Origin of the sequence: Acinetobacter populi, from assembly GCF_002174125.1 — a bacterium.
In the GTDB taxonomy this organism is placed as follows: domain Bacteria; phylum Pseudomonadota; class Gammaproteobacteria; order Pseudomonadales; family Moraxellaceae; genus Acinetobacter; species Acinetobacter populi.
This window is the reverse complement of the sequence record NZ_NEXX01000001.1, coordinates 796,115-813,754: the sequence shown is the minus strand read 5'-3', so window position 1 is coordinate 813,754 and position 17,640 is coordinate 796,115. Positions and strand designations below refer to the sequence as shown.

Annotated in this window: 24 protein-coding genes; 6 read left to right on the top strand and 18 right to left on the bottom strand. The window is 39.9% G+C overall.

The features are described 5' to 3' along the window. Window positions 1–22: 22 nt before the first annotated feature. A complete protein-coding gene (locus tag CAP51_RS17315) occupies window positions 23–199 on the bottom strand; it encodes a hypothetical protein (RefSeq protein WP_171294721.1) in 177 nt (58 codons plus the stop codon). Between the two features lie 92 nt (window positions 200–291). On the opposite strand from CAP51_RS17315, the gene CAP51_RS03715 reads away from it, so the two are divergent. Both CAP51_RS03715 and CAP51_RS03710 read left to right on the top strand, forming a co-directional pair. Beyond that, window positions 292–645: a helix-turn-helix domain-containing protein gene (locus tag CAP51_RS03715; protein ID WP_087619394.1), complete on the top strand. Its 354-nt coding sequence runs from the start codon at window positions 292–294 to the stop codon at window positions 643–645. A gap of 391 nt (window positions 646–1,036) precedes the next feature. Beyond that, a complete protein-coding gene (locus CAP51_RS03710) occupies window positions 1,037–1,933 on the top strand; it encodes a hypothetical protein (protein ID WP_087619393.1) in 897 nt (298 codons plus the stop codon). Between the two features lie 13 nt (window positions 1,934–1,946). On the opposite strand, the gene CAP51_RS03705 is transcribed toward CAP51_RS03710, so the two are convergent. Genes CAP51_RS03705 through CAP51_RS03690 form a run of 4 tightly spaced genes read right to left on the bottom strand, consistent with a single transcriptional unit; the run spans window position 1,947 to window position 3,490 of the window. Further along, window positions 1,947–2,150, bottom strand: a complete 204-nt coding sequence (locus CAP51_RS03705; RefSeq protein WP_087619392.1) for a hypothetical protein — start codon at window positions 2,148–2,150, stop codon at window positions 1,947–1,949. A gap of 54 nt (window positions 2,151–2,204) precedes the next feature. Next, window positions 2,205–3,086, bottom strand: coding sequence for a Rha family transcriptional regulator (locus CAP51_RS03700; RefSeq protein WP_087619391.1), 882 nt, complete (start codon window positions 3,084–3,086; stop codon window positions 2,205–2,207). Between the two features lie 9 nt (window positions 3,087–3,095). Then, on the bottom strand, window positions 3,096–3,302 hold the full coding sequence (locus CAP51_RS03695; RefSeq protein WP_087619390.1) for a hypothetical protein: 207 nt from the start codon (window positions 3,300–3,302) through the stop codon (window positions 3,096–3,098). 2 nt (window positions 3,303–3,304) lie between these two features. Beyond that, entirely contained in the window at window positions 3,305–3,490 is a 186-nt protein-coding gene (locus tag CAP51_RS03690; protein ID WP_087619389.1) for a hypothetical protein, read from the bottom strand. A 314-nt stretch (window positions 3,491–3,804) separates the two neighbouring features. Here CAP51_RS03690 and CAP51_RS03685 point away from each other — a divergent pair, with 314 nt between their 5' ends. From CAP51_RS03685 to CAP51_RS03670, 4 genes are read left to right on the top strand one after another with little or no spacing between them, the layout of a single operon-like run. Next, window positions 3,805–3,978, top strand: a complete 174-nt coding sequence (locus CAP51_RS03685) for a hypothetical protein (RefSeq protein WP_245809066.1) — start codon at window positions 3,805–3,807, stop codon at window positions 3,976–3,978. Beyond that, the gene (locus tag CAP51_RS03680) at window positions 3,979–4,371 is read left to right on the top strand and encodes a hypothetical protein (RefSeq protein ID WP_087619387.1); all 393 of its coding nucleotides are present in this window, start codon (window positions 3,979–3,981) and stop codon (window positions 4,369–4,371) included. A gap of 35 nt (window positions 4,372–4,406) precedes the next feature. Next, entirely contained in the window at window positions 4,407–5,492 is a 1,086-nt protein-coding gene (locus CAP51_RS03675) for a hypothetical protein (protein ID WP_087619386.1), read from the top strand. Between the two features lie 6 nt (window positions 5,493–5,498). After that, window positions 5,499–6,200, top strand: a complete 702-nt coding sequence (locus CAP51_RS03670; RefSeq protein ID WP_087619385.1) for a hypothetical protein — start codon at window positions 5,499–5,501, stop codon at window positions 6,198–6,200. Between the two features lie 11 nt (window positions 6,201–6,211). Here CAP51_RS03670 and CAP51_RS03665 read toward each other — a convergent pair whose 3' ends face one another. The 13 genes from CAP51_RS03665 to CAP51_RS17410 all read right to left on the bottom strand — a co-directional run bounded on the left by CAP51_RS03665 (window position 6,212) and on the right by CAP51_RS17410 (window position 17,636). Next, complete coding sequence (locus CAP51_RS03665) at window positions 6,212–6,514, bottom strand: type II toxin-antitoxin system RelE family toxin (protein WP_087619384.1); 303 nt, start codon at window positions 6,512–6,514, stop codon at window positions 6,212–6,214. After that, window positions 6,504–6,746 (bottom strand): type II toxin-antitoxin system RelB/DinJ family antitoxin, encoded by a 243-nt coding sequence (locus CAP51_RS03660; protein WP_070069784.1) that lies wholly within the window; start codon window positions 6,744–6,746, stop codon window positions 6,504–6,506. Before CAP51_RS03660 ends, CAP51_RS03665 begins: the two co-directional genes overlap by 11 nt. A 190-nt stretch (window positions 6,747–6,936) precedes the next feature. Beyond that, entirely contained in the window at window positions 6,937–7,137 is a 201-nt protein-coding gene (locus CAP51_RS03655; RefSeq protein ID WP_087619383.1) for a TraR/DksA C4-type zinc finger protein, read from the bottom strand. Continuing rightward, complete coding sequence (locus CAP51_RS03650) at window positions 7,134–7,349, bottom strand: Ogr/Delta-like zinc finger protein (RefSeq protein WP_087619382.1); 216 nt, start codon at window positions 7,347–7,349, stop codon at window positions 7,134–7,136. Before CAP51_RS03650 ends, CAP51_RS03655 begins: the two co-directional genes overlap by 4 nt. Window positions 7,350–7,517: 168 nt before the next feature. Further along, window positions 7,518–9,047 carry a contractile injection system protein, VgrG/Pvc8 family gene (locus tag CAP51_RS03645; protein WP_087619381.1) on the bottom strand — a complete coding sequence of 510 codons (1,530 nt, stop codon included), beginning with the start codon at window positions 9,045–9,047 and terminating at the stop codon, window positions 7,518–7,520. After that, window positions 9,047–9,484, bottom strand: coding sequence for a phage tail protein (locus CAP51_RS03640; RefSeq protein ID WP_425426733.1), 438 nt, complete (start codon window positions 9,482–9,484; stop codon window positions 9,047–9,049). The genes CAP51_RS03645 and CAP51_RS03640 overlap by 1 nt, the downstream gene beginning before the upstream one ends. 12 nt (window positions 9,485–9,496) lie before the next feature. Further along, window positions 9,497–12,259 (bottom strand): phage tail tape measure protein, encoded by a 2,763-nt coding sequence (locus tag CAP51_RS03635; protein ID WP_087619379.1) that lies wholly within the window; start codon window positions 12,257–12,259, stop codon window positions 9,497–9,499. Window positions 12,260–12,261: 2 nt separating this feature from the next. Continuing rightward, on the bottom strand, window positions 12,262–12,381 hold the full coding sequence (locus CAP51_RS03630) for a GpE family phage tail protein (RefSeq protein WP_087619378.1): 120 nt from the start codon (window positions 12,379–12,381) through the stop codon (window positions 12,262–12,264). A 5-nt stretch (window positions 12,382–12,386) separates the two neighbouring features. Beyond that, window positions 12,387–12,713 (bottom strand): phage tail assembly protein, encoded by a 327-nt coding sequence (locus tag CAP51_RS03625; protein ID WP_087619377.1) that lies wholly within the window; start codon window positions 12,711–12,713, stop codon window positions 12,387–12,389. A 68-nt stretch (window positions 12,714–12,781) separates the two neighbouring features. Further along, the gene (locus CAP51_RS03620) at window positions 12,782–13,294 is read right to left on the bottom strand and encodes a phage major tail tube protein (RefSeq protein ID WP_087619376.1); all 513 of its coding nucleotides are present in this window, start codon (window positions 13,292–13,294) and stop codon (window positions 12,782–12,784) included. A gap of 28 nt (window positions 13,295–13,322) precedes the next feature. Next, window positions 13,323–14,498: a phage tail sheath protein gene (locus CAP51_RS03615; protein ID WP_087619375.1), complete on the bottom strand. Its 1,176-nt coding sequence runs from the start codon at window positions 14,496–14,498 to the stop codon at window positions 13,323–13,325. A 140-nt stretch (window positions 14,499–14,638) separates the two neighbouring features. Continuing rightward, window positions 14,639–15,136, bottom strand: a complete 498-nt coding sequence (locus tag CAP51_RS03610; protein WP_087619374.1) for a hypothetical protein — start codon at window positions 15,134–15,136, stop codon at window positions 14,639–14,641. 1 nt (window position 15,137) lies between these two features. Next, complete coding sequence (locus CAP51_RS17410) at window positions 15,138–17,636, bottom strand: phage tail protein (RefSeq protein WP_140404398.1); 2,499 nt, start codon at window positions 17,634–17,636, stop codon at window positions 15,138–15,140. Window positions 17,637–17,640: the final 4 nt, after the last annotated feature.

Below are 17,640 nucleotides of genomic sequence, written 5' to 3'. Positions count from 1 at the left end.
GCACATGCTACAAGAGTCTTATCTATGTCGTACAATCCGCTTCCTGCTGCTGTTGTATGAATGCATCCAGTAAAACCCTAGTGGGTTTTCTCCGGGTTTCATAGGCAACTTTTTCAATGATGGCTCTTTCGGCTTCGGTGACACGTACAGCAATCACGTGAGTTCGGTTTTGTTTTGATTGATTGTTGCATTTAGACATGGTTAAATCCCTATAAATCGTGATTTAGTTACTTAGTAAAACTAATTTATCACGATAAAAGATGATTTAAAAGTACTTATTTGGAAAAAAGTATGAAAAATGATGATTTATTTAATCGTGGTGAAAGATTACGTGAAGAACGAAAACGCCTAGATATAAAAACACAGGAAGATTTAGCCGAAATCCTAGGGGTAAAAAAGAATTCTATAGTTAGATATGAAAAACATAATGATGCATTAACTACAGACCAATTGGATAAGCTGGAAGATTACGGTTTTGATATTGGTTATATTCTCTGGGGGAAGCGTAAGGAAGAGTTTGTGGTAGATGTTCAGTTAAGTGAGGATGAGCGGCGTATCATCACTGCATATCGGAATACCAAAGATGATATGAAAGCTGGTCTGGTGGCGGTGGTGGAATGTTTTGCTGGGCAGTTTAGTGGTTGAATTAGTTTAGCCCTATATAGAAGCTAGCTAGTTTAATTAAAAACCGTATGAGCATAATAAAACTAGCCATTAAGGCAATGTGCCATAGGATTTTGATAAAGCTATTTGGGTTGTAGTTCATAGATTCCATCATTAAGCCTAGAAATTTAAATCGAAATTGCTTATTATTGCTCACAAGTGTTTAATCCTTCTGCCTTTAAGGGTTGAACCAGAAAAGCCGAGAACCGCAAATTCTTGGCTTTTTGCTTTTATGGGCTAAACATAGGATGAGTAGGGGCGATTGTCTTGGGGTATTTGTTGTCTATTGTGAATAGACAACACGATGTTATATTGAGAAAACTTGATTTTAATAATTTTTAGATAGTGTATTGTTTGCTCTGGGGAGAGTGATGTGAGTGATTCTACTGAAAAAAGTATTAAGAAAGATTTTAAAATCTCTGACTACATTGGATGGATATTGTTAGGTATAACACTTTGGTTTTTGTTCCCTTGGATATTCTCAATTTTTTTTAATTGGATTTTGAAAGATCCAGTTTACTATGGCGAGAATTTTGGTGCAGTAGGGGATATTTATGGCAGTTTAAACACTTTAATTTCTTCAATTGCTCTTTGTGCTATTGCTTATTCTACTTGGTTACAAGTGACTTCACTGAAGGAAACTCGAGAGACTAATCAGCAGCAGCTCAGAGAATCCCAAAATGCGATTTTTATTAATGAGTTTTACAATTTATTGAATTACAATAGAAATATTTTTAATTCTCTTGTCATTACTAATAGTAAAGAGTCATTGAAAGCGATAGATATCTTTAGTAAATTAAGTGATGAATTTACAAGGCTACTTAATGAAGAATGGAAAGACAGAATCGATACGTTGACTCCAAGTGAAGTAAGGTTAGCTTTAAGGACATTTATTCGTAAAATTAGTGACGAAACAAAGTCTACAGGTTTTTATTCTGCTTTTAATTTTTATCCGACCATTATAAATTATGTAAAAGTTGAACAGAGCGGCGATGAAAAGAAAAAATTACTTTATATGAATATCATAGGTAATTCTATGTATTACGGAGAGAAAAAAGCACTATTATGGTTGGCAGTTAATAGTCAGTCTTATCGAGACGCTTTAATGGATAGTAATCTTTTAGATTTGAAAATTGTTGATAGAGAGGACGATGACCAGTCTGAATTAGAAAGGAAAGCTAGATTCCGTAAATTCATTAAACATTTTGGATTGGATAAATCCAGCTTCAGAAATTCTGATGTTTTCAATGATGATAAAAACCCGACCTAAGTCGGGTTTTTTATCACTTCAATACTTGATCTATCTCACAGATTTGATGGTGAAGCAGATTAAACAGTGCAGTATGTTCATTCGGTGTTAGCCCTTCGCTGATTTTGGTGAATGCGGATAATGCATATTTAAGGGTTTCAACTGGATATTGGATCTGTTCCAGTTTTTGTTCTGCTGTCATATTGGGGCGCAGTTGAATTTGTATTGTTGAACTCATCTTTAATTTTCCTAACTCGTTGTATGAGTGGGGATTTGATTTAAAAACGTGTATTTATCCAAGAGGATATTCCGTATGTTCTAGCGTATGCTGTTGCCGTGCATCAAATATCCAGCATTTGACGGTTTTTCCTGTAATGATACTACTGACGGCATGGTTGTGCTGCATGTAGATCGGGTAGGGGGTTCGGCTCTGCATGAGGTTGGCCAATAGCTGGGTTTTGGGTGGTAAACCTTCGATACTCTGGTAAAGCTGGGTGATGTTGAGTGCCAGAATACGATTGTCCCGACTGTGATTGAGCTTGTCTATGCCGTAGTGGTTGATGCTTTGCCAGAAGTCGCCCAGGGTTTTATTCTGGATGAGGTTTTTTTGTTCCAGCGATAGGCAGGCAACAGGGATGGTTTCACGACATAGTTTGGCTTTGTCGTGCCACATGACGTCGGCATCTTGCATATAACCGTTTTGGTCGTAGTGGATACGACTAACGGTATAGAGTGGCCCACCGGATTTAAGTTGTACGGCTGCACCGACATGGATGTGTTGCAGATTGCCCTGTACGTTGTAGAGCATGGCGGCCATTTGGTTAAAGGTGTTGATGTAGGCAATTTTGGTCAGGGCTGCTTCTTCACCGGTAAAGCCCATGACCAAGAAAATAAATCCATCTTTGGTCATTTCGTAATATTTGGATTCTCGGGTCGCACCATTACCAATTTCAACGGTTTGAACATGAGCGCAAAATTGCGCTAATGCAAAACTTTTAATATTATTTTGCATGCCCTCAAAATTGAGGGCATGTTCATCTTCAAAAAAGCTTTCAATTTTTCGTACAACATTGTCATGACGTTTCTTGAAAATTTCGGCAACTTTTAGGCTGCTGGTTTTGACCTGTTGGTCGTGGATAAATACGGCATCGTCGAGTTGTGTGAGTACTGTCATGGTTGTCCTCTAGCCAAGATATTTTAGTTTTTCAGAAAATTCCATTATTTCTAGATCAGATTTACTGCTAGAGATCATTCCAAAATTTTGCATCGCGAAGAGGTAACCATAGAACATGGCCACTTTTTCTGATTTTGATAGGCGTGCTTCGTTGAGGATAATTTTGATCGTTCTTTGCTTTAGATGCTCTAAGTCTGTAGAGGTTAGATTTTTCATGTTCACACTCCCCAGAAAAACATGGAAAATGCAAAGCCAAAGATACAGAGATATGAGGCAGTATTGATCAGGGTATGTTTACGTTGGCGATGACGCTGTTTTTGCTGGTATGCGTCTAAGTCGTAGATCGGGGTATGTTCAATGACAGAATTTTGAGTGTGCGAATGCGTAGAAGCGAAATGTTTCATTTGCTATTCCTGTGATCAAGTTAAGTTTTAACCTGACACCATTACTTCTCACGGTAATGGTGACAGACTGAACAGGGGTGAGAATACCGCGATCACAGGGAGCGGCCAGCCCGAAGGCTGCCCTGTCCAGCCTGCCATAGAACAGCAAAGCTGGATTTTACGCAAAAAAATAGCCCGCGACGGACTTTTTGCGTCTGTGATCATAAATATTTCAGGTTCTCACGCCTGTACAAGGATTTTGCCTTGCCTTTAAATCGTAACTAAGTTACTATTTTTTGGCAAGTGGTTTTTAACCAAAATTTGGAGGTTTGTCCATGATGCATTTTGTTATTAACGATACTCAAAAGAAAACAACTGAATCTGCGCCAGTAAAAATTAGTATCTCTCGTATGCAAAAAGCTTTGGCGGCAGAGCGGTTTCGTATGCCTGAAGGTTTGAGTCGTGAGGAAAAACGTCAGCATATCTTGAATGCGGCTAAGGGTAAGTAATTGGTTTATACGTTTGAATATGGCAAACAGTTTGCGAATGAGTTTGCTAGATATCCGGAAGATCAACAAGATGCAATTATTGATTTTACAGATATATATGAACTATATGGGTTAAGTGATTTTTCTAAATATAAGGGTAAGATAACACCTTCATGGAAAGGTGTTGATTTTGATTCATTTAATTATCAATACGCTTATGAGCATAAACTTTGGCATTATCATATTGGAATTCCTGAATATGTGAAGAGTTTATATCGAGATTATTATACTTCAGATTGGGTATTGCATTTTATTAAAGTGTCAGATCAGCATATTGTAATTGTTGATGTACTTTTCCATTATAAAGCGGATGGGCATTTTCATTTGCCAAAAGAAAAGTATTTAGAGTATTAATTTTTATAAGTGATTGGTTTGGTGGGGAATTTGGTGTGGCGGAAAGTCCAGCAGAAAATAATAGATTAAGACAGCTAGAAGAGCGGAAAGCATTTGAAGAGCTTAGGGATAAGGTCATTCAGGAATTAAAGGTGCTAATTGAGCATCCAGTTTTTCATGATATTAAAGAAATGCACCTATTAGGTGAATCAACATTCACTGATATTAATAATATTAGTGTAATTTTTAAAAATATTTTAGTTCGTATTGAAAAAGAATATGATTTTATTGCAAGTGAGTGGATATTAAAAATACTTAAAAGCGAATTCTATAATATAAGAGTTATGCTGGATCTGTTATTAAGTGGAATTAAAAATTTTAGGGTATACCCAAAAAATAATTTTATAGGATATGGCGACGAGAAGAGAAGTTTTGCTGAGTTCTCAGAATTTATTTTGGCAAGAGTTAAGTATCTGGAACATCTAAATTATTATTTATCAGCCTTATATGACGGTTTAAAAAGGGAAGCTCAACAAGTCACCTTAATGGCTAATAATGACTTTGTTCGTAAAATAGAAAGTACAAGAAATGATTTAGTAAAAGAGGTTGAAGATTTTAGAAGACTGCGGAATAATGCAGATAATGCTAAAACAGAAAATATTTATAATAATGCAGTTGTAAAATATAGAAAATATGAGTGGGGTTATCGGATAGCATTTTTTTTAACTCTCGCCCTAGTTTTTGGAGTTTCTTTGTGGTTTTGGAATAGCGACTATCTTAATAACATTATTAATCAGCCATCATATGCAAGTTCAGCTATTTTTTGGTCTGTGAAAATCACCTCATTAATAGCCTGTATAACCCTACTCACCTATTTTTTAAAACAATCATCGCATCATCAAAAGCTTGCAGACCAAAACTATCAAACACAATTAGAGCTACAAGCTTATCCAAGTTTTATGGAAAGTATCCCAACTGAGGAAGCGGCTAGTGTACGTAAAGAATTGGCACTTAAGTATTTTGGTCGTGAAGTCGATGGTGCAGCGCATAAGGACATGAGTAATTTGATATCTGACCAGATGAAAAGTACAACTGATATGGTGAAAGCTACAACGGAAGCGATTAAGAATTTGAAAGGTTAACTGGTAATGTCAATTAATGCGGAATTAGATTTAAATGCTATTATTGAGAAACTATTAAATGATACGTATGGTTTAATTTTTTTATGTATCATAATTTTTTTAGTTATTTTAACAGTTTTTGTTTATTTTATTGCAAAATCAGGATTAATTTCTGAAATTAAAAATTATCTGGAATATCGAAATAAAAGTGAACAAGATAGATTGAAAAATCAAAATGATTTATTAGCTATGGCTTCATTTAAGCCTATTGAGAATGAACTTAAGTATCATTTTGATATTGAGAGAATACAGAAGTATTTGAAATTTAAGCATTCTGATATGGATTTAATTTTTTATATTATTTCTTGTCGTAATAAAAAAGCTGCTATTAAGTATTATGAATCTTCATCATCTTGTCTAGAAAAAGATCTAATTACTAAACGCTATATATTAAAGAAAATATATAAAAACTGGGTTGTAAGTACGTTGTATTGGCTTGGAACAATACTATATTTTGGTCTTGTATTTGCTTCTTTATTCCCGACTATTTGGGTTTTTCAGATCGCTTGGACTACAGGTGAAAATCTTAATGATTTGCCAAATGTATTTTTTGCATTTCAATTTTTATTATCTATTATCGCAATAGTTGTTGGTTTATTTATTTTAAGTCCTCTATTAAAACCGTGGAAAGCAAAACAATTTTTAGAGTTGGAAAAGGTGAAAGATTAAGTTAAAGGTATTTATTCATCTACTCGATTATGTGCCAGCTCATATGCCTCACTACGTTCACGCTTGCCCACAGCTAATACAAAGACCAAAACCACATCATCTTGTACTTGGTAAACCAAACGATGGCCTGACGCTTTAAGTTTGATTTTATAACAGTCTGAAAATCCACTTAAACGATTGGCTTCGATATGTGGATTTTCCAAAATTTTGGCAAGTTTCTTTTTAAATTGTGTTTGAATGGTGCCGCCTAGCTTTTTCCATTCCTTTAATGCTCGTGGATCAAATTCGAGATTGTATTTAGGATTAGAGGTCATCTAGGCTTACCTTAATGCCTTTTTGTGGGGTGGCTAATCGTTGCTTAACAATTTCCAAAAGCTCTGCGTCTTCGTCTGAAACGACTAGCGTTTTAAAGGGTAGCTTCTCTTGATCTGCGACATATTGTAAAGTTTGACGCAATAAATCGGATGGCGTAATCCCTAGCTTATCTAAAGCGGCATAAGCTCGTTCTTTTAGCTCGTCTTCTATTCGAATATTAATGGTTGCCATTGTAATGCACCTTGTAAATACATTTGTATGTACAAATTATAAGGTATAAATTTAACTTTTACAAAAATAGATTGTTAATTTATTTAGAACCGATGAATCAGGAATAATGGAATTTCTAAATACCAGCACACGGCGATAAGTGCCATCAAAGCACCGATCAAAAAGCCAAAATAAAATGCTGGCCAGTGCATTAACGAAATGTCCTGGCTTTGGCTTCTTTTGCCGATGCACATTCAATACATAAAGTAATACCGCAATAAGCTTGTCGCTGGGGTGGAATGTCGTTGCCGCATTGCTCACATTCAGCAAGTGATAGAGCGGTGTAATCTCTGGGCTGGATCTTTACTTGCTCCAGTTGGCGTTGTTGTGCGATGTCAATGATGTCTGTCATGCTGGTTGCTTCAATTGTTTGAGTATTTCTGGGTTCGGGGTGGCGGAAGGGGAGAGCTGTTGTAGCCATTCTGTGCGGCCTTTAAATGTGGCTCCGCAAAATGGATTGGTACACTGGGCGTAAACGGTTTTTAATAATGCGTGTTCCTGTCTGCTGGAACGCAGGATCATTGCCGATTTACAGTGAGGGCAAGCATGTTTGGGTATTCTCATGATTTCTGCTCTGTAAACATATGTAAATAATAGCTTAAAATCACGATAAATAGTGATTTTAACTTGAAAATATCATTAAATATGATATTTTATGTCTGTCAGCACTGCTGATAATTGCAATGAAAAACCCTTTTTTCTACCCACCTCCCCAAGTGGGTATTTTTTTGCCTATTTTTTGGCATTCTGTATTTTTTGATATTCCCGTTTTGCCCAGGCATCGGCAGATTTTTTGGTGACATAAAGATGTTCTTTGATGAGTGGTTTGCTTTGTCCACCAAGTGTCACGACTTGATCCTTGCCATTGCTGCCTTTGTACCAGGTTTTTACACCGCTGTAAGAGGCATATTTATTTTTAAGTCTGGCGGCTTTTTCTGCTCTGGTGAGTGTGGCTTTTTTCTCTTTTTTGGGTTTCTCGACTAAAGGTTGGTTGTTGGCTTCCCGGATGCGGTTGTATTCCCGATAGGCTGCATTCTGGGCTGTTGTTTCTGTGCCATAGACATGTTTTAAGGTTAATGGCTTGCTTTGGTCGCCAAGGTTAAAGTTTTGTTGCTTGCCATTTTTGTCTTTATAAATGGCGATAACACCGGTGTATTGGCTATAGTCGATGTCTTCTTTTTCGATGCTGCCATCAAATAATTCGCTAATATCATCGGCATTGGGTAGCTGGATCTCGCATTCAATATCCGTGGTATAGCCATCGTTGGCATCCAAGTTGTGGCTGATGGTGGTACCGAGCCAGACAATTTCGTTGATACTGGGTTTAAAGCCTTCAACGATGATTTGTTGTTCCGGAATGATGTTGGGATTGCCTCTGGCCAACGTCATGCTGAAGGATTTTGCTGCCCGTTTACTGCGATTGAATTCTGCATTGGCGGCTAGTTCTGCGGATTGTTTGTCCCGGCAGGTGTAGCGTAGCTCTTTGCAGTTACCGCCTTCGTCAATGCCCACGATGACGTGTTTTTTTAGCCCCTTGTCGGTATCGTAATAAAAGGCTTTTACGCCATCTATGCGGTCTGTACCGTCACCGGAACGATAACTGTGACTATCGCCATTTCTGCGGTGTAGGTAGATCACCGGTAGATCCAATCCGGATGCGGATTGTGCTGCACCACGGGGCATAAACAGTAAGTAGCCATTTTTTACAGTGGCAATAGCATCATGTTCGTCGGCCAGACGGGTGATGAGATTGGCATCGGATTCGTTTTGGTCGATATGGGCAATTTCCTGATCGTATAGACTGTCGTGGATTTGCGGTGTTAGGCTGTATTCAATGGCAATATTGGTGATGATGTCGCCCAGGGCAATCATATGCCAGGTTCTTTCTCTTTTCTGGCGTAATCCTTCAGATAGATCTGCTGCTTCGGCTGCAATGGATATTTTGTCCGGTGGACCGCTGTGGCTGGTGCCGGTGACTTGATAAGAGCCTTTAAACACCAGACCGGTACTTTCCCAGCCGATCCATGCCCGGATCTCTGCCTGTTCCGGTGGAATGTCGAGTTGTCCATCGGTGTCGGATAGTTCGATGTCGAGGCTGTCTGCGACCAGCCCACGGTGATCGTTAATGCGTAGGGAAATCAAGCGATTTTGCAAGTATTGTGAAATATCGATCCCGTTGACTTCGATACGATAGATGGCTTTTTCGTATGCAGCTGCTTGTTGATATTGCTGTTTGATGGTATCTAAAAAATCGCTGACCATTAGAATATTTTCCTTAATAAGGACACGCCATACGTGAGTAGGTCACCAATCTGACCAAATTTATGATCCCGGACTTTGGTCAAGGACAGGGTAAATTCGGTTTTCCGTGGTGCGCCATCGGGGAAAAAATCGGTCTGGGTGATGTTCATTTCATCAATCACCACAAAGCCATAAATGCGTCCGGTGCCTTCCATGAGTAAGTAGGGCTTGCCGGTATTGGCCATGGCTCGTAGTCCATCAAGACCAATCCGTGAAAGCATTTGGATCTCGTGGGAAATACTGCAATTAAGGGTGAATTTATCCTCGCCTTTGCCGGCATATTGATAGTCCGGTGCATCATCAAAACGGTTGTGTGCCACATGCCGCCACGAGGTTTGTCGCTGGAGCTGCTGGTATGAAATCGTTGGCAGTGAAAAGATAAATAGCCCAAGTGCCATTTGCATGCTGTATTACTCCTGATCCCGATAGGATTTAAATGCCCGTTTCATGGCTTCGTTTTTGGCTCGGTCCCTTTCATCCATTGTTGCAATGATTTGTTTGACAGGTGTTTTGTCGGAAACCTGAAAATGGTAATGATTGGTGTCATGGCTAATCACGGTGACGGATCGACCTTGCTGGATAGGGCGTACCGGTTGGACTTTGGCCGTGTGTTGTGGCAAAGCTTGTGCAACATTGGCGGTGGCGGCTAAAGGCTGGTTTGCGGTGTTGTTGATGCCGTTGGCCAAGCCCTGCATGGTAAAGTTACCGATCTGCTCAAAGACCCGACTAGGGCTGTGAATATCGAGTATTTTTTTGGCCCAGTCCGGCAAGTTGGACATGATTTTGCTAAAGGTGGCTTTGAGTGAGTCGATTTTGCTGACGATGCCTTTTTTTAGGCCATCGATGATCATGGCACCAAAGCCGGTAAACTTGGCCGGAAGGTCTATGCCAAAATAGGACATGACTTTGGCAAACACCTGGTAAAACAAGCCAAGGGGTGACCAGTTGAGGATGGTTGCGCTAATATTGGCAATGCCACTATTGAAAAAGCCTTTAATACTGTTCCATGTATTTTGAAAAAATGTCGGAATTTTACCGAAGGTGACCACGATCCAACCGGCTGTTTCACCAATTGCAGTACCAAAAGCAATAAATGCAGCAACACCGCCTTGGATTAAAATAGCGATTAGATCTGTGATGAAACCAATAATTGTGCCCAGCCAAAAACCAAAGGTTTGACCTGACTGGCTAACTGCATCAATTTCCGCTTTGGTTGCGTCCAGTGGCTGAAATAAAGAAACCAAAAGATATTTAAGAAAACCTAGTACATGCACAATGCCATCCCATAGCGGCATAAGTGGCGCAAGGACTGGTTGTAATTTTTGCCAGATTTGTTTAAAGCGATCCAGTGCCGGTGCCATGCCTTGCATTAATCCTGTGGCAAAGCCGGAAAAGAAAGCGGTAATGGGTTGCCAATACTTAATAATCAAACGGGCTACAAGAGCAATGGCGGTTCCAATCCAAACGAGAGGATTGGCCAGCATTGATGTGGCCAGCATTCTTAAACCAGTTAAAACTAAAGGCAGGGCATTACGGGCCAGAAATAATGCGCCTCTAGCCAGCCAAGAAAAACCTTTGGCCAATAACCCCATACGTCCCCAAAATCCAATACCGAATTTGGCTAAAATGGCACTGGTAATAAAGGCAATAATCCCTAGCTTGGTGATACCGGCAAAGATACTGACTAAACTACCCAGGAATAGATTAAAGCTGTATTTGATACTTAACATTGCGAGTTTAAACATTAAAAGCTTTAACAGTAGATCTGCAATTCGTTTGACCAGTTCCGGATTTGCATCGATCCATTGTTTGATTTTTTCGATAAACTGGGTAAATCCTTGCACTGCATTACGCAAATTACCACCAAGGGCATTTAGTAATGAAACAGATAAATCCTCTACACCGCCTTTAAGCTGTTCTAAATCACCAGCGAGATTATCTTTAATAATAGCTGCGGCCTTTGCAGCTGCACCTTGTGAGCGTTCCAGTTGTTTTGTTAGTTCTTTAAGTTTGTTGACGGTCTGGCCAGTGTTTTCATCAATTACTGCCGACTGGTCCACCAATGTTGCAAATGCTGAAATTGCTTCCTGTCCACCTAATTTTTTATAGATTTCTAGGCGTTCTGCTTCTCCTAGATTCTTGGTTTTGCGGTTAATTTCTTCAAAAATATCTGACATATCCAGCAAATTTCCTTTGCTGTCTGTCAATGTGAGATTGAATTTATCAATAACTTTTTGAGCTTCTTTCGGCGGCGCAGCAAAACGTGTCATCATCGCTCTTAATGATGTACCGGCTTGAGTGTCCAGAATATTGTTATTGCCGAGTAAACCAATCATGGCCGATGTTTCTTCTAATGTTGCACCATACGCCTTTGCAATCGGGGCAACGTATTTCATGGTTTCACCAAAACCATCAACACTTGTGGCCGTTAGATCTGTGGCCCGTAGCATCACATCATTTACCCTGGTGATTTCTTTGGCCTGTAAACCAAAGCCATTTAATGTCCCGGCTGCAATCTGTGCTGCTCTGGCTAATTCCACCTGTCCAGCTTCTGCAAGCTGTAATGTCCCACCCAATGCATCTAAAACCTGATCGCTGGTAAACCCTGCTGATGCCAATGCATGTTGTGCCTGGGCTGCTTCTGTTGGACTAAATGATGATGCTGCACCCCATTCCCGTGCCGATTTTGTCAATTTATCCATATCGGCAGATGTTTTTTCGAGATCCAGAATTGCCTGAACCCGACTCATCTGCTGTTCAAATGCGATAGCTGGTTTAAGTAGTTGATATAATCCAGTTCCCACTACGCCAGTACCAATCGCAATACCTTTAAATTCCTGTCGCATTTCTGCTCTGGAGTCTGCCAGTGATTGTTGAAATTTTTCTACTTTTGATTGTGCGTAATCGATGCCATCCCAAGCTTTTTTAAATCCTGTGCCTAAAGTAGAAAAAGTTCTTTGAGTGAGGTTGGCTTCGTTACGAACATTTTGTAATTGTTTGCTGTAATTATTTAACCCTCGGTTGTTATTGAGGGTTTTATCAAGTTGGTCAATAGATGCGATGAGCCGATCTAAAGCACTGTCTGTTTGCTCGGTATTTTTCATAAAGCTTTGCAATGGCTTTGATGCTTTATCGACCAGCTTTAACAGAATGTTTAGATCAAGATTGCTCATGTTTATTTGTCGCTTTGAGTTCGTTCAAATGCGAGTTGCTGCCAATACATCAACTCTTCTATATCAAAATCGGCACAATCTGCCGGGGTCCAGTGAAAGACGACGGCCAGATTGGCAATCACCGGCTCTATTCTGTTGGGGTAGCTTGTGCTGCTGGAGCTAAAAAACTTAAGGCATCACCTGTAAGTGTGGTGAAGTCCAAAATTTCCATATTATCGATTGCAGCTTCCGGAATTGCAGGGCTGGTGATACGTGGTAATAACTTCTTCAGCTCATCAACATTGAGATCCAGCAATTGACGTAAATTAATGCCCTTAAGATGACTGACATTTGGCTTGCGGACTGTGATTTCAAAAATCGTGTTATCGCCCAACTTGATGCCATGGCTAAGTTTTACTAATTTTGATACTGGTGTGATTGCTGCTAAATTTTCGGTTTGTGCTTGAGTCGTCATGGTTAAACTTCCTAAAAGTAATTAAAAAAACCTTGTGCACGACTGGCATACACAAGGGAGGAGAACTGTTACATGCCCAGAGCTTTGCGCTGTTCTGCAAGAATATCGACACCGTTGACGATATATTTCATATTGAGTACATCGATCTCGACCTCGACACGGCCATTAACTGTGAGCTTGTAATAGGTGCAATGGGTTACCATTTTTTGCTCGGTATCATCACCGGCTTTTTGCTCGCCCATATCGATTTCTTCATGGCGGCCACGCATGACTACCTCAACGGCATCGACAGTGCCTGTATCGTCACGTTGATATGCGCCGGCAAAACGTAGTTGCACCGATGAAATAGAGCCACCGAATTGACGAATGGAGGTAAGATCCAGACCGCCTATGGTCCATTCAAGTTGTAATCCGTCATCACCTGCGCCCAGGTCAATTTTGACGTTACCGTCCATACCGCCACCACGCCAGTCTTCCAGCTTGCGCTGGAGCTTTGGCAGGGTCACTGTGGCGACCTGTCCGAGTAGGCTTTCTGCATCATTGAAAAGGTTTAGGTTTTTAAGTTTGCTGGGTAATGCCATGTTATTTTTCCTTCAGGGAAATCACGGGTTATGCCGTGATTTGTGATGCAAAGTCTGCAAGATATGAATCGGTGATTTTCTGGATAAAGCCGAGATCCTCAAGTGGTGGGACAGGCGTATAGTCGTATGAGATACGCAACTTGCCGGCTTTGAGTGTTTCTGTGCTGTTTTGTTCCGGATCGTAGTAGGCTTCGGCATCAATGATGTAGCCACCGGATTTTAGTTTACGGAATTTTGCATTGACCCCTTCGATGATGTCGTTGACCAGTGATGCATGCATCGGTTTATCAACTGCCCACATGTGCGCTTCTGCGATGGTGTCTGCCAGGACTTGTGCTGTCCGGGTATAGTTTTCAAAGGCAAAAAGTGAATCGTCAGAACAGGTGCGGTTACCCCAAAAACGGAAGCCATCGGATTGAATGATTGCGGTGATTTCGTTGCTATTTAGATAGCCGACATCGGTATCCGGATCCTGTAAATCCCAAAATAGATCGTATTTCAGACCTAAAATATTGTTGATGGCGACGTTGGATAGGGTTTTGTGCCAACCGATGCTATTGTCGATATAAGCCCGAAGTCCCAAGGCAAAGCCAACAGGGGAGCGATCCTGATTGGCCGCTGTGGTGGTATCAAACACCAGTGGTCGTTGATGAATGACCATGATTTCACGTGCTGCAAAGGTTTCACGGTAGGCTGCGGCTTGTTCTTTGGTTGTACAGTCATGGGCTTCGACATATGCAAATGCCCGTAATTTTTTCGCCAACGTGACCAAAGCTACGGCGACGGCCGGGGTATCAAGTCCTGGTGCACCTAAAATTCGTGGTTTAACTTTAAGCGAGTTTTGCGCTGTTAAGAGTGCCTGTAAACCTGTGTATTTGCCATCTTCATTGACTGTGCCGATGGCTGCTGCGGATTGTTCTGCTGCATCTGCTTTTTGTTCTACACGCACAACAACGACCATTGGGTTTGCTTGTGCTGTGATGTCTTCCAGTGCTGATTTTAATGTTCCGGTTGCACCGGCTTTGCCGATATAGCTTTGCGGATTTGTGAGAAGTACTGGTGTATTCAGTGGAAATACGGTTGCATCGGCCAGTGGGGCAGTGGCCACCAGCCCGATAATGCTAGTGGCAATGGTGCGGATCGGTCTTGTACCTTCGTTGACTTCGACGACCCGAACACCGTGATGGAATTGATCTAATGACATAATAAAACAAGCCTGTTTCAGAATTTAAATTTCTAAAACAGGCTTGCATATTCAAGACATTTTTTAAATTTTGGCGTGTTGTGTATTGAGAATAGACAACACGATAAATCATAGGTTTACAAATAATGCGATCAATTGCATTAAGTAGGAATCTGCATCGCATGTTTCCACATTTCATCAACTTGTGATTCTGTCAATTCAAGCATCTGACACATGTATAGTACGCTATCACTTGTTCGATTAAATTCTAAAGCTTCTGTATATTCGATCTGAATACGTTGCCGAGTTGCTTTATCTTCAATTGCTGCTATTTTACCCTCTATCGTGTCGAGCAGATCGAAATCTAGCAAAGTTAATTTGAACTGACGACGAGTGAGATTTTTAAGTGATGCTAAATAAGCAGATCGTTTATCTTCTTCAGATCGTTTATCTTCCCATTCAACACCATTCCATATATGATTCTGGCTTGGTTTCCGATCAGTGTAAGAAAGATCTTCAAAAATAATACAACCATTATTTATTTTTTCTAAAAGATACAGATGTTGTTCATTCGAAACCAAAATTAAATCTTCCGGCAATTCTGGATAATCTAAAGCTGAATCATAAAATGCTTGTTTTATTACACTAAATTTAATCATCTCAATATCCTACTGCGAACCAAGTAAATCCACGAACTAAGTTATTACTCGTATTAAATGTTTGTAATGAGGCAGTAAAATTTGCTGCTGTTGTATCTACTATTAAAACTCCACCATCACCATTTTGCGAATTACCTGAAGCCTTTTTCCTTGTACATGTCATATTCAAACACGCATTTGGAAAAGTTAAATTAAAATTAAAGCTGATGTCGTCTTCACCCGGAACATATGCGACATCAAATGTACCCCATTGCAAAATAAGACCATTGCCTAAATATGTATAACCATTAGAATTTTTATTGTTTGAGAAATTATTTAAAGCTGTATTAATCTGAATATTTCCAGTGCCATCAAAGCTTGCAGAACCTGTCACTGCACCAGTTATTGCAATGTTGCGAGCAGTTTGCAGCTTGGTGGCTGATGCAGCATTACCGCTAATATTTCCAGCTTGTAATCTGCCTGATTCTGTACCGTCAGAATTTCTCAGAACAATACCTGGAGGTGTAACTGAACTAGATCGAATGACAAGGCAGCCTGATACGTTGCCATCACCCATAAAAATATCATCGCCGATCGGTAATAAGTGCCCATTGGGAAAAATATTAATATCTGAAGTGCCGTCAAATGAAAAACCGCATATAGTTCGGGCAGTTTTCAGCTTGGTGGCTGATGCAGCATTGCCTGAAAATGTGCCATCAGCGTAAATAGATGCGATTACGTTATAGTTATCTGTTGCGCCACTCCAAAAATCAAATCCACCTGGCCCCAATCCACGATGATTAATGAAATCTGTTCGACCTTGACCTGATTGTTTATTCCAACTTGCATATGAACCTTGTGTCGTTGGATTAGCTGAAAGCGGCAATTTCGTAGTATCGTAGACTGTAATATCCGCAGTACCATCAAATGCTACATTGTTAATTTTGCGAGATGTGGCCAGCTTAGTTGCGCTTGCTACATTACTATCAGTAAATGCTATAAACTTCCATTCTGACCATTGTTTTGCAACATCTCTTGCGCTTCTGTATGCAATATTATTCTCGCCCCAGCCTAAAGCAATTTGGGACCATCCACTCCCGCCTATATTCAAAACATTTCCATACGAAAATGGATACCCATTAAGATAAATCTCTCCAAGACTTAATCCTGATTGATGAAGTAGAGAACCATTTTCTGGTGCAGTATATCTACCAACATTCGGAATCATATAAATTGTTATATCTTTTGAACCATCAAAACCTACACCATTAATATTTTTTATATTCTGGAGTTTTGTGGCAGATTCAGCATTGCCACTAGTATTCTGATTACCTGCTGAATTCACTCCCGGTAAGTTGATATTTGCTGTACCATCAAACGATACACCACCAATTGTTCTAGCAGTTTGCAGCTTGGTGGCTGATGCAGCATTGCCTGAAAATGTGCCATCATGATAAATAGATGCGATTACGTTATAGTTGTCTGGTGTGCCATTCCAAAAATCAAATCCACCTGCTCCGCCGCCACGATGATTAATGAAATCTGTTCGGCCTTGACCTGATTGTTTATTCCAACTTGCGTATGCACCTTGTTTCGCTGGATTGGCTGAAAGTTCTAATTTAGTATTATCGTAAACTGTAATATCCGCAGTACCATCAAATGCTACATTGTTAATTTTGCGAGATGTGGCCAGCTTAGTTGCTGATGCAGCATTTCCGGAAAACCCACCCAAAGTCCACAAGCTTCCAGATCCATCCAACGACAAAATTTTTGTAAACACATCACTATACGAGATTTTTGTTTTGTCACTTTTTACAATTTCAAATTTTGTTGCTGAACCTACAGCGATTTTTGCTTTATCATTATATTTTTTAACAAAACCTAAATCACCATCATTTCCGAATGTGAAATGTGAATTATCAGAAATCTGACTAACACTTCCTGAAATTTCGCCACCTACTTTATTGAATTTTAGATCGTTGAGAAGCTTTCCCTGCTTTGCTGAAATTGGTTTTGTTGAATCTTCGGTTGTTAAATTGTCGATAATTTCATTTCGACGGATGTAATTATTGTTTACCCAATCACGTGTTGCATAGATCAAAGAATCATTAAGATAAAGCGCAATAACATCTGCATTTTGAATATTGATGATCAGTTTGATATCAATTTCTCGTGCACCGCCTTCGTCTTCAAGTGGCTTATATGTTGGTGGATAACTGGCATTGACTACCATGGTAGAACCAGCATATAAACCCAGCTCACGAATGAAAAAACCGCCAACGGTTGACGGAATAATCGCTTCGCAAACAATTTGATTTGTATTGTTTGGGTTGATTTCGACAACATTTAATGCAATACGTGCTTTTTCATTGACTAAATTTGGACGGGTCTCTGACGGTGCAGGAACGGACCCATTGCCATCGCCAATAGCAATATGTGGATAGTTAATTTTATTATTGACCGTGGCATTTGCAATCAGTGCTTTGCCGTTGTTAGTCAAAATACCTTTGTATGTCGCCATGATT

Bases quoted from the DNA above. Each gene is read 5' to 3' on its own strand.
- CAP51_RS03615 (WP_087619375.1), bottom strand. From the start codon at position 14,498: ATGTCATTAGATCAATTCCATCACGGTGTTCGGGTCGTCGAAGTCAAC.
- CAP51_RS03705 (WP_087619392.1), bottom strand. From the start codon at position 2,150: ATGAGTTCAACAATACAAATTCAACTGCGCCCCAATATGACAGCAGAA.
- CAP51_RS03655 (WP_087619383.1), bottom strand. From the start codon at position 7,137: ATGACAGACATCATTGACATCGCACAACAACGCCAACTGGAGCAAGTA.
- CAP51_RS03700 (WP_087619391.1), bottom strand. From the start codon at position 3,086: ATGACAGTACTCACACAACTCGACGATGCCGTATTTATCCACGACCAA.
- CAP51_RS17410 (WP_140404398.1), bottom strand. From the start codon at position 17,636: ATGGCGACATACAAAGGTATTTTGACTAACAACGGCAAAGCACTGATT.
- CAP51_RS03645 (WP_087619381.1), bottom strand. From the start codon at position 9,047: ATGGTCAGCGATTTTTTAGATACCATCAAACAGCAATATCAACAAGCA.
- CAP51_RS03620 (WP_087619376.1), bottom strand. From the start codon at position 13,294: ATGGCATTACCCAGCAAACTTAAAAACCTAAACCTTTTCAATGATGCA.
- CAP51_RS03715 (WP_087619394.1), top strand. From the start codon at position 292: ATGAAAAATGATGATTTATTTAATCGTGGTGAAAGATTACGTGAAGAA.
- CAP51_RS03635 (WP_087619379.1), bottom strand. From the start codon at position 12,259: ATGAGCAATCTTGATCTAAACATTCTGTTAAAGCTGGTCGATAAAGCA.
- CAP51_RS03665 (WP_087619384.1), bottom strand. From the start codon at position 6,514: ATGACCTCTAATCCTAAATACAATCTCGAATTTGATCCACGAGCATTA.
- CAP51_RS03685 (WP_245809066.1), top strand. From the start codon at position 3,805: ATGATGCATTTTGTTATTAACGATACTCAAAAGAAAACAACTGAATCT.
- CAP51_RS03640 (WP_425426733.1), bottom strand. From the start codon at position 9,484: ATGGCACTTGGGCTATTTATCTTTTCACTGCCAACGATTTCATACCAG.
- CAP51_RS03690 (WP_087619389.1), bottom strand. From the start codon at position 3,490: ATGAAACATTTCGCTTCTACGCATTCGCACACTCAAAATTCTGTCATT.
- CAP51_RS03695 (WP_087619390.1), bottom strand. From the start codon at position 3,302: ATGAAAAATCTAACCTCTACAGACTTAGAGCATCTAAAGCAAAGAACG.
- CAP51_RS17315 (WP_171294721.1), bottom strand. From the start codon at position 199: ATGTCTAAATGCAACAATCAATCAAAACAAAACCGAACTCACGTGATT.
- CAP51_RS03610 (WP_087619374.1), bottom strand. From the start codon at position 15,136: ATGATTAAATTTAGTGTAATAAAACAAGCATTTTATGATTCAGCTTTA.
- CAP51_RS03625 (WP_087619377.1), bottom strand. From the start codon at position 12,713: ATGACGACTCAAGCACAAACCGAAAATTTAGCAGCAATCACACCAGTA.
- CAP51_RS03660 (WP_070069784.1), bottom strand. From the start codon at position 6,746: ATGGCAACCATTAATATTCGAATAGAAGACGAGCTAAAAGAACGAGCT.
- CAP51_RS03650 (WP_087619382.1), bottom strand. From the start codon at position 7,349: ATGAGAATACCCAAACATGCTTGCCCTCACTGTAAATCGGCAATGATC.
- CAP51_RS03670 (WP_087619385.1), top strand. From the start codon at position 5,499: ATGTCAATTAATGCGGAATTAGATTTAAATGCTATTATTGAGAAACTA.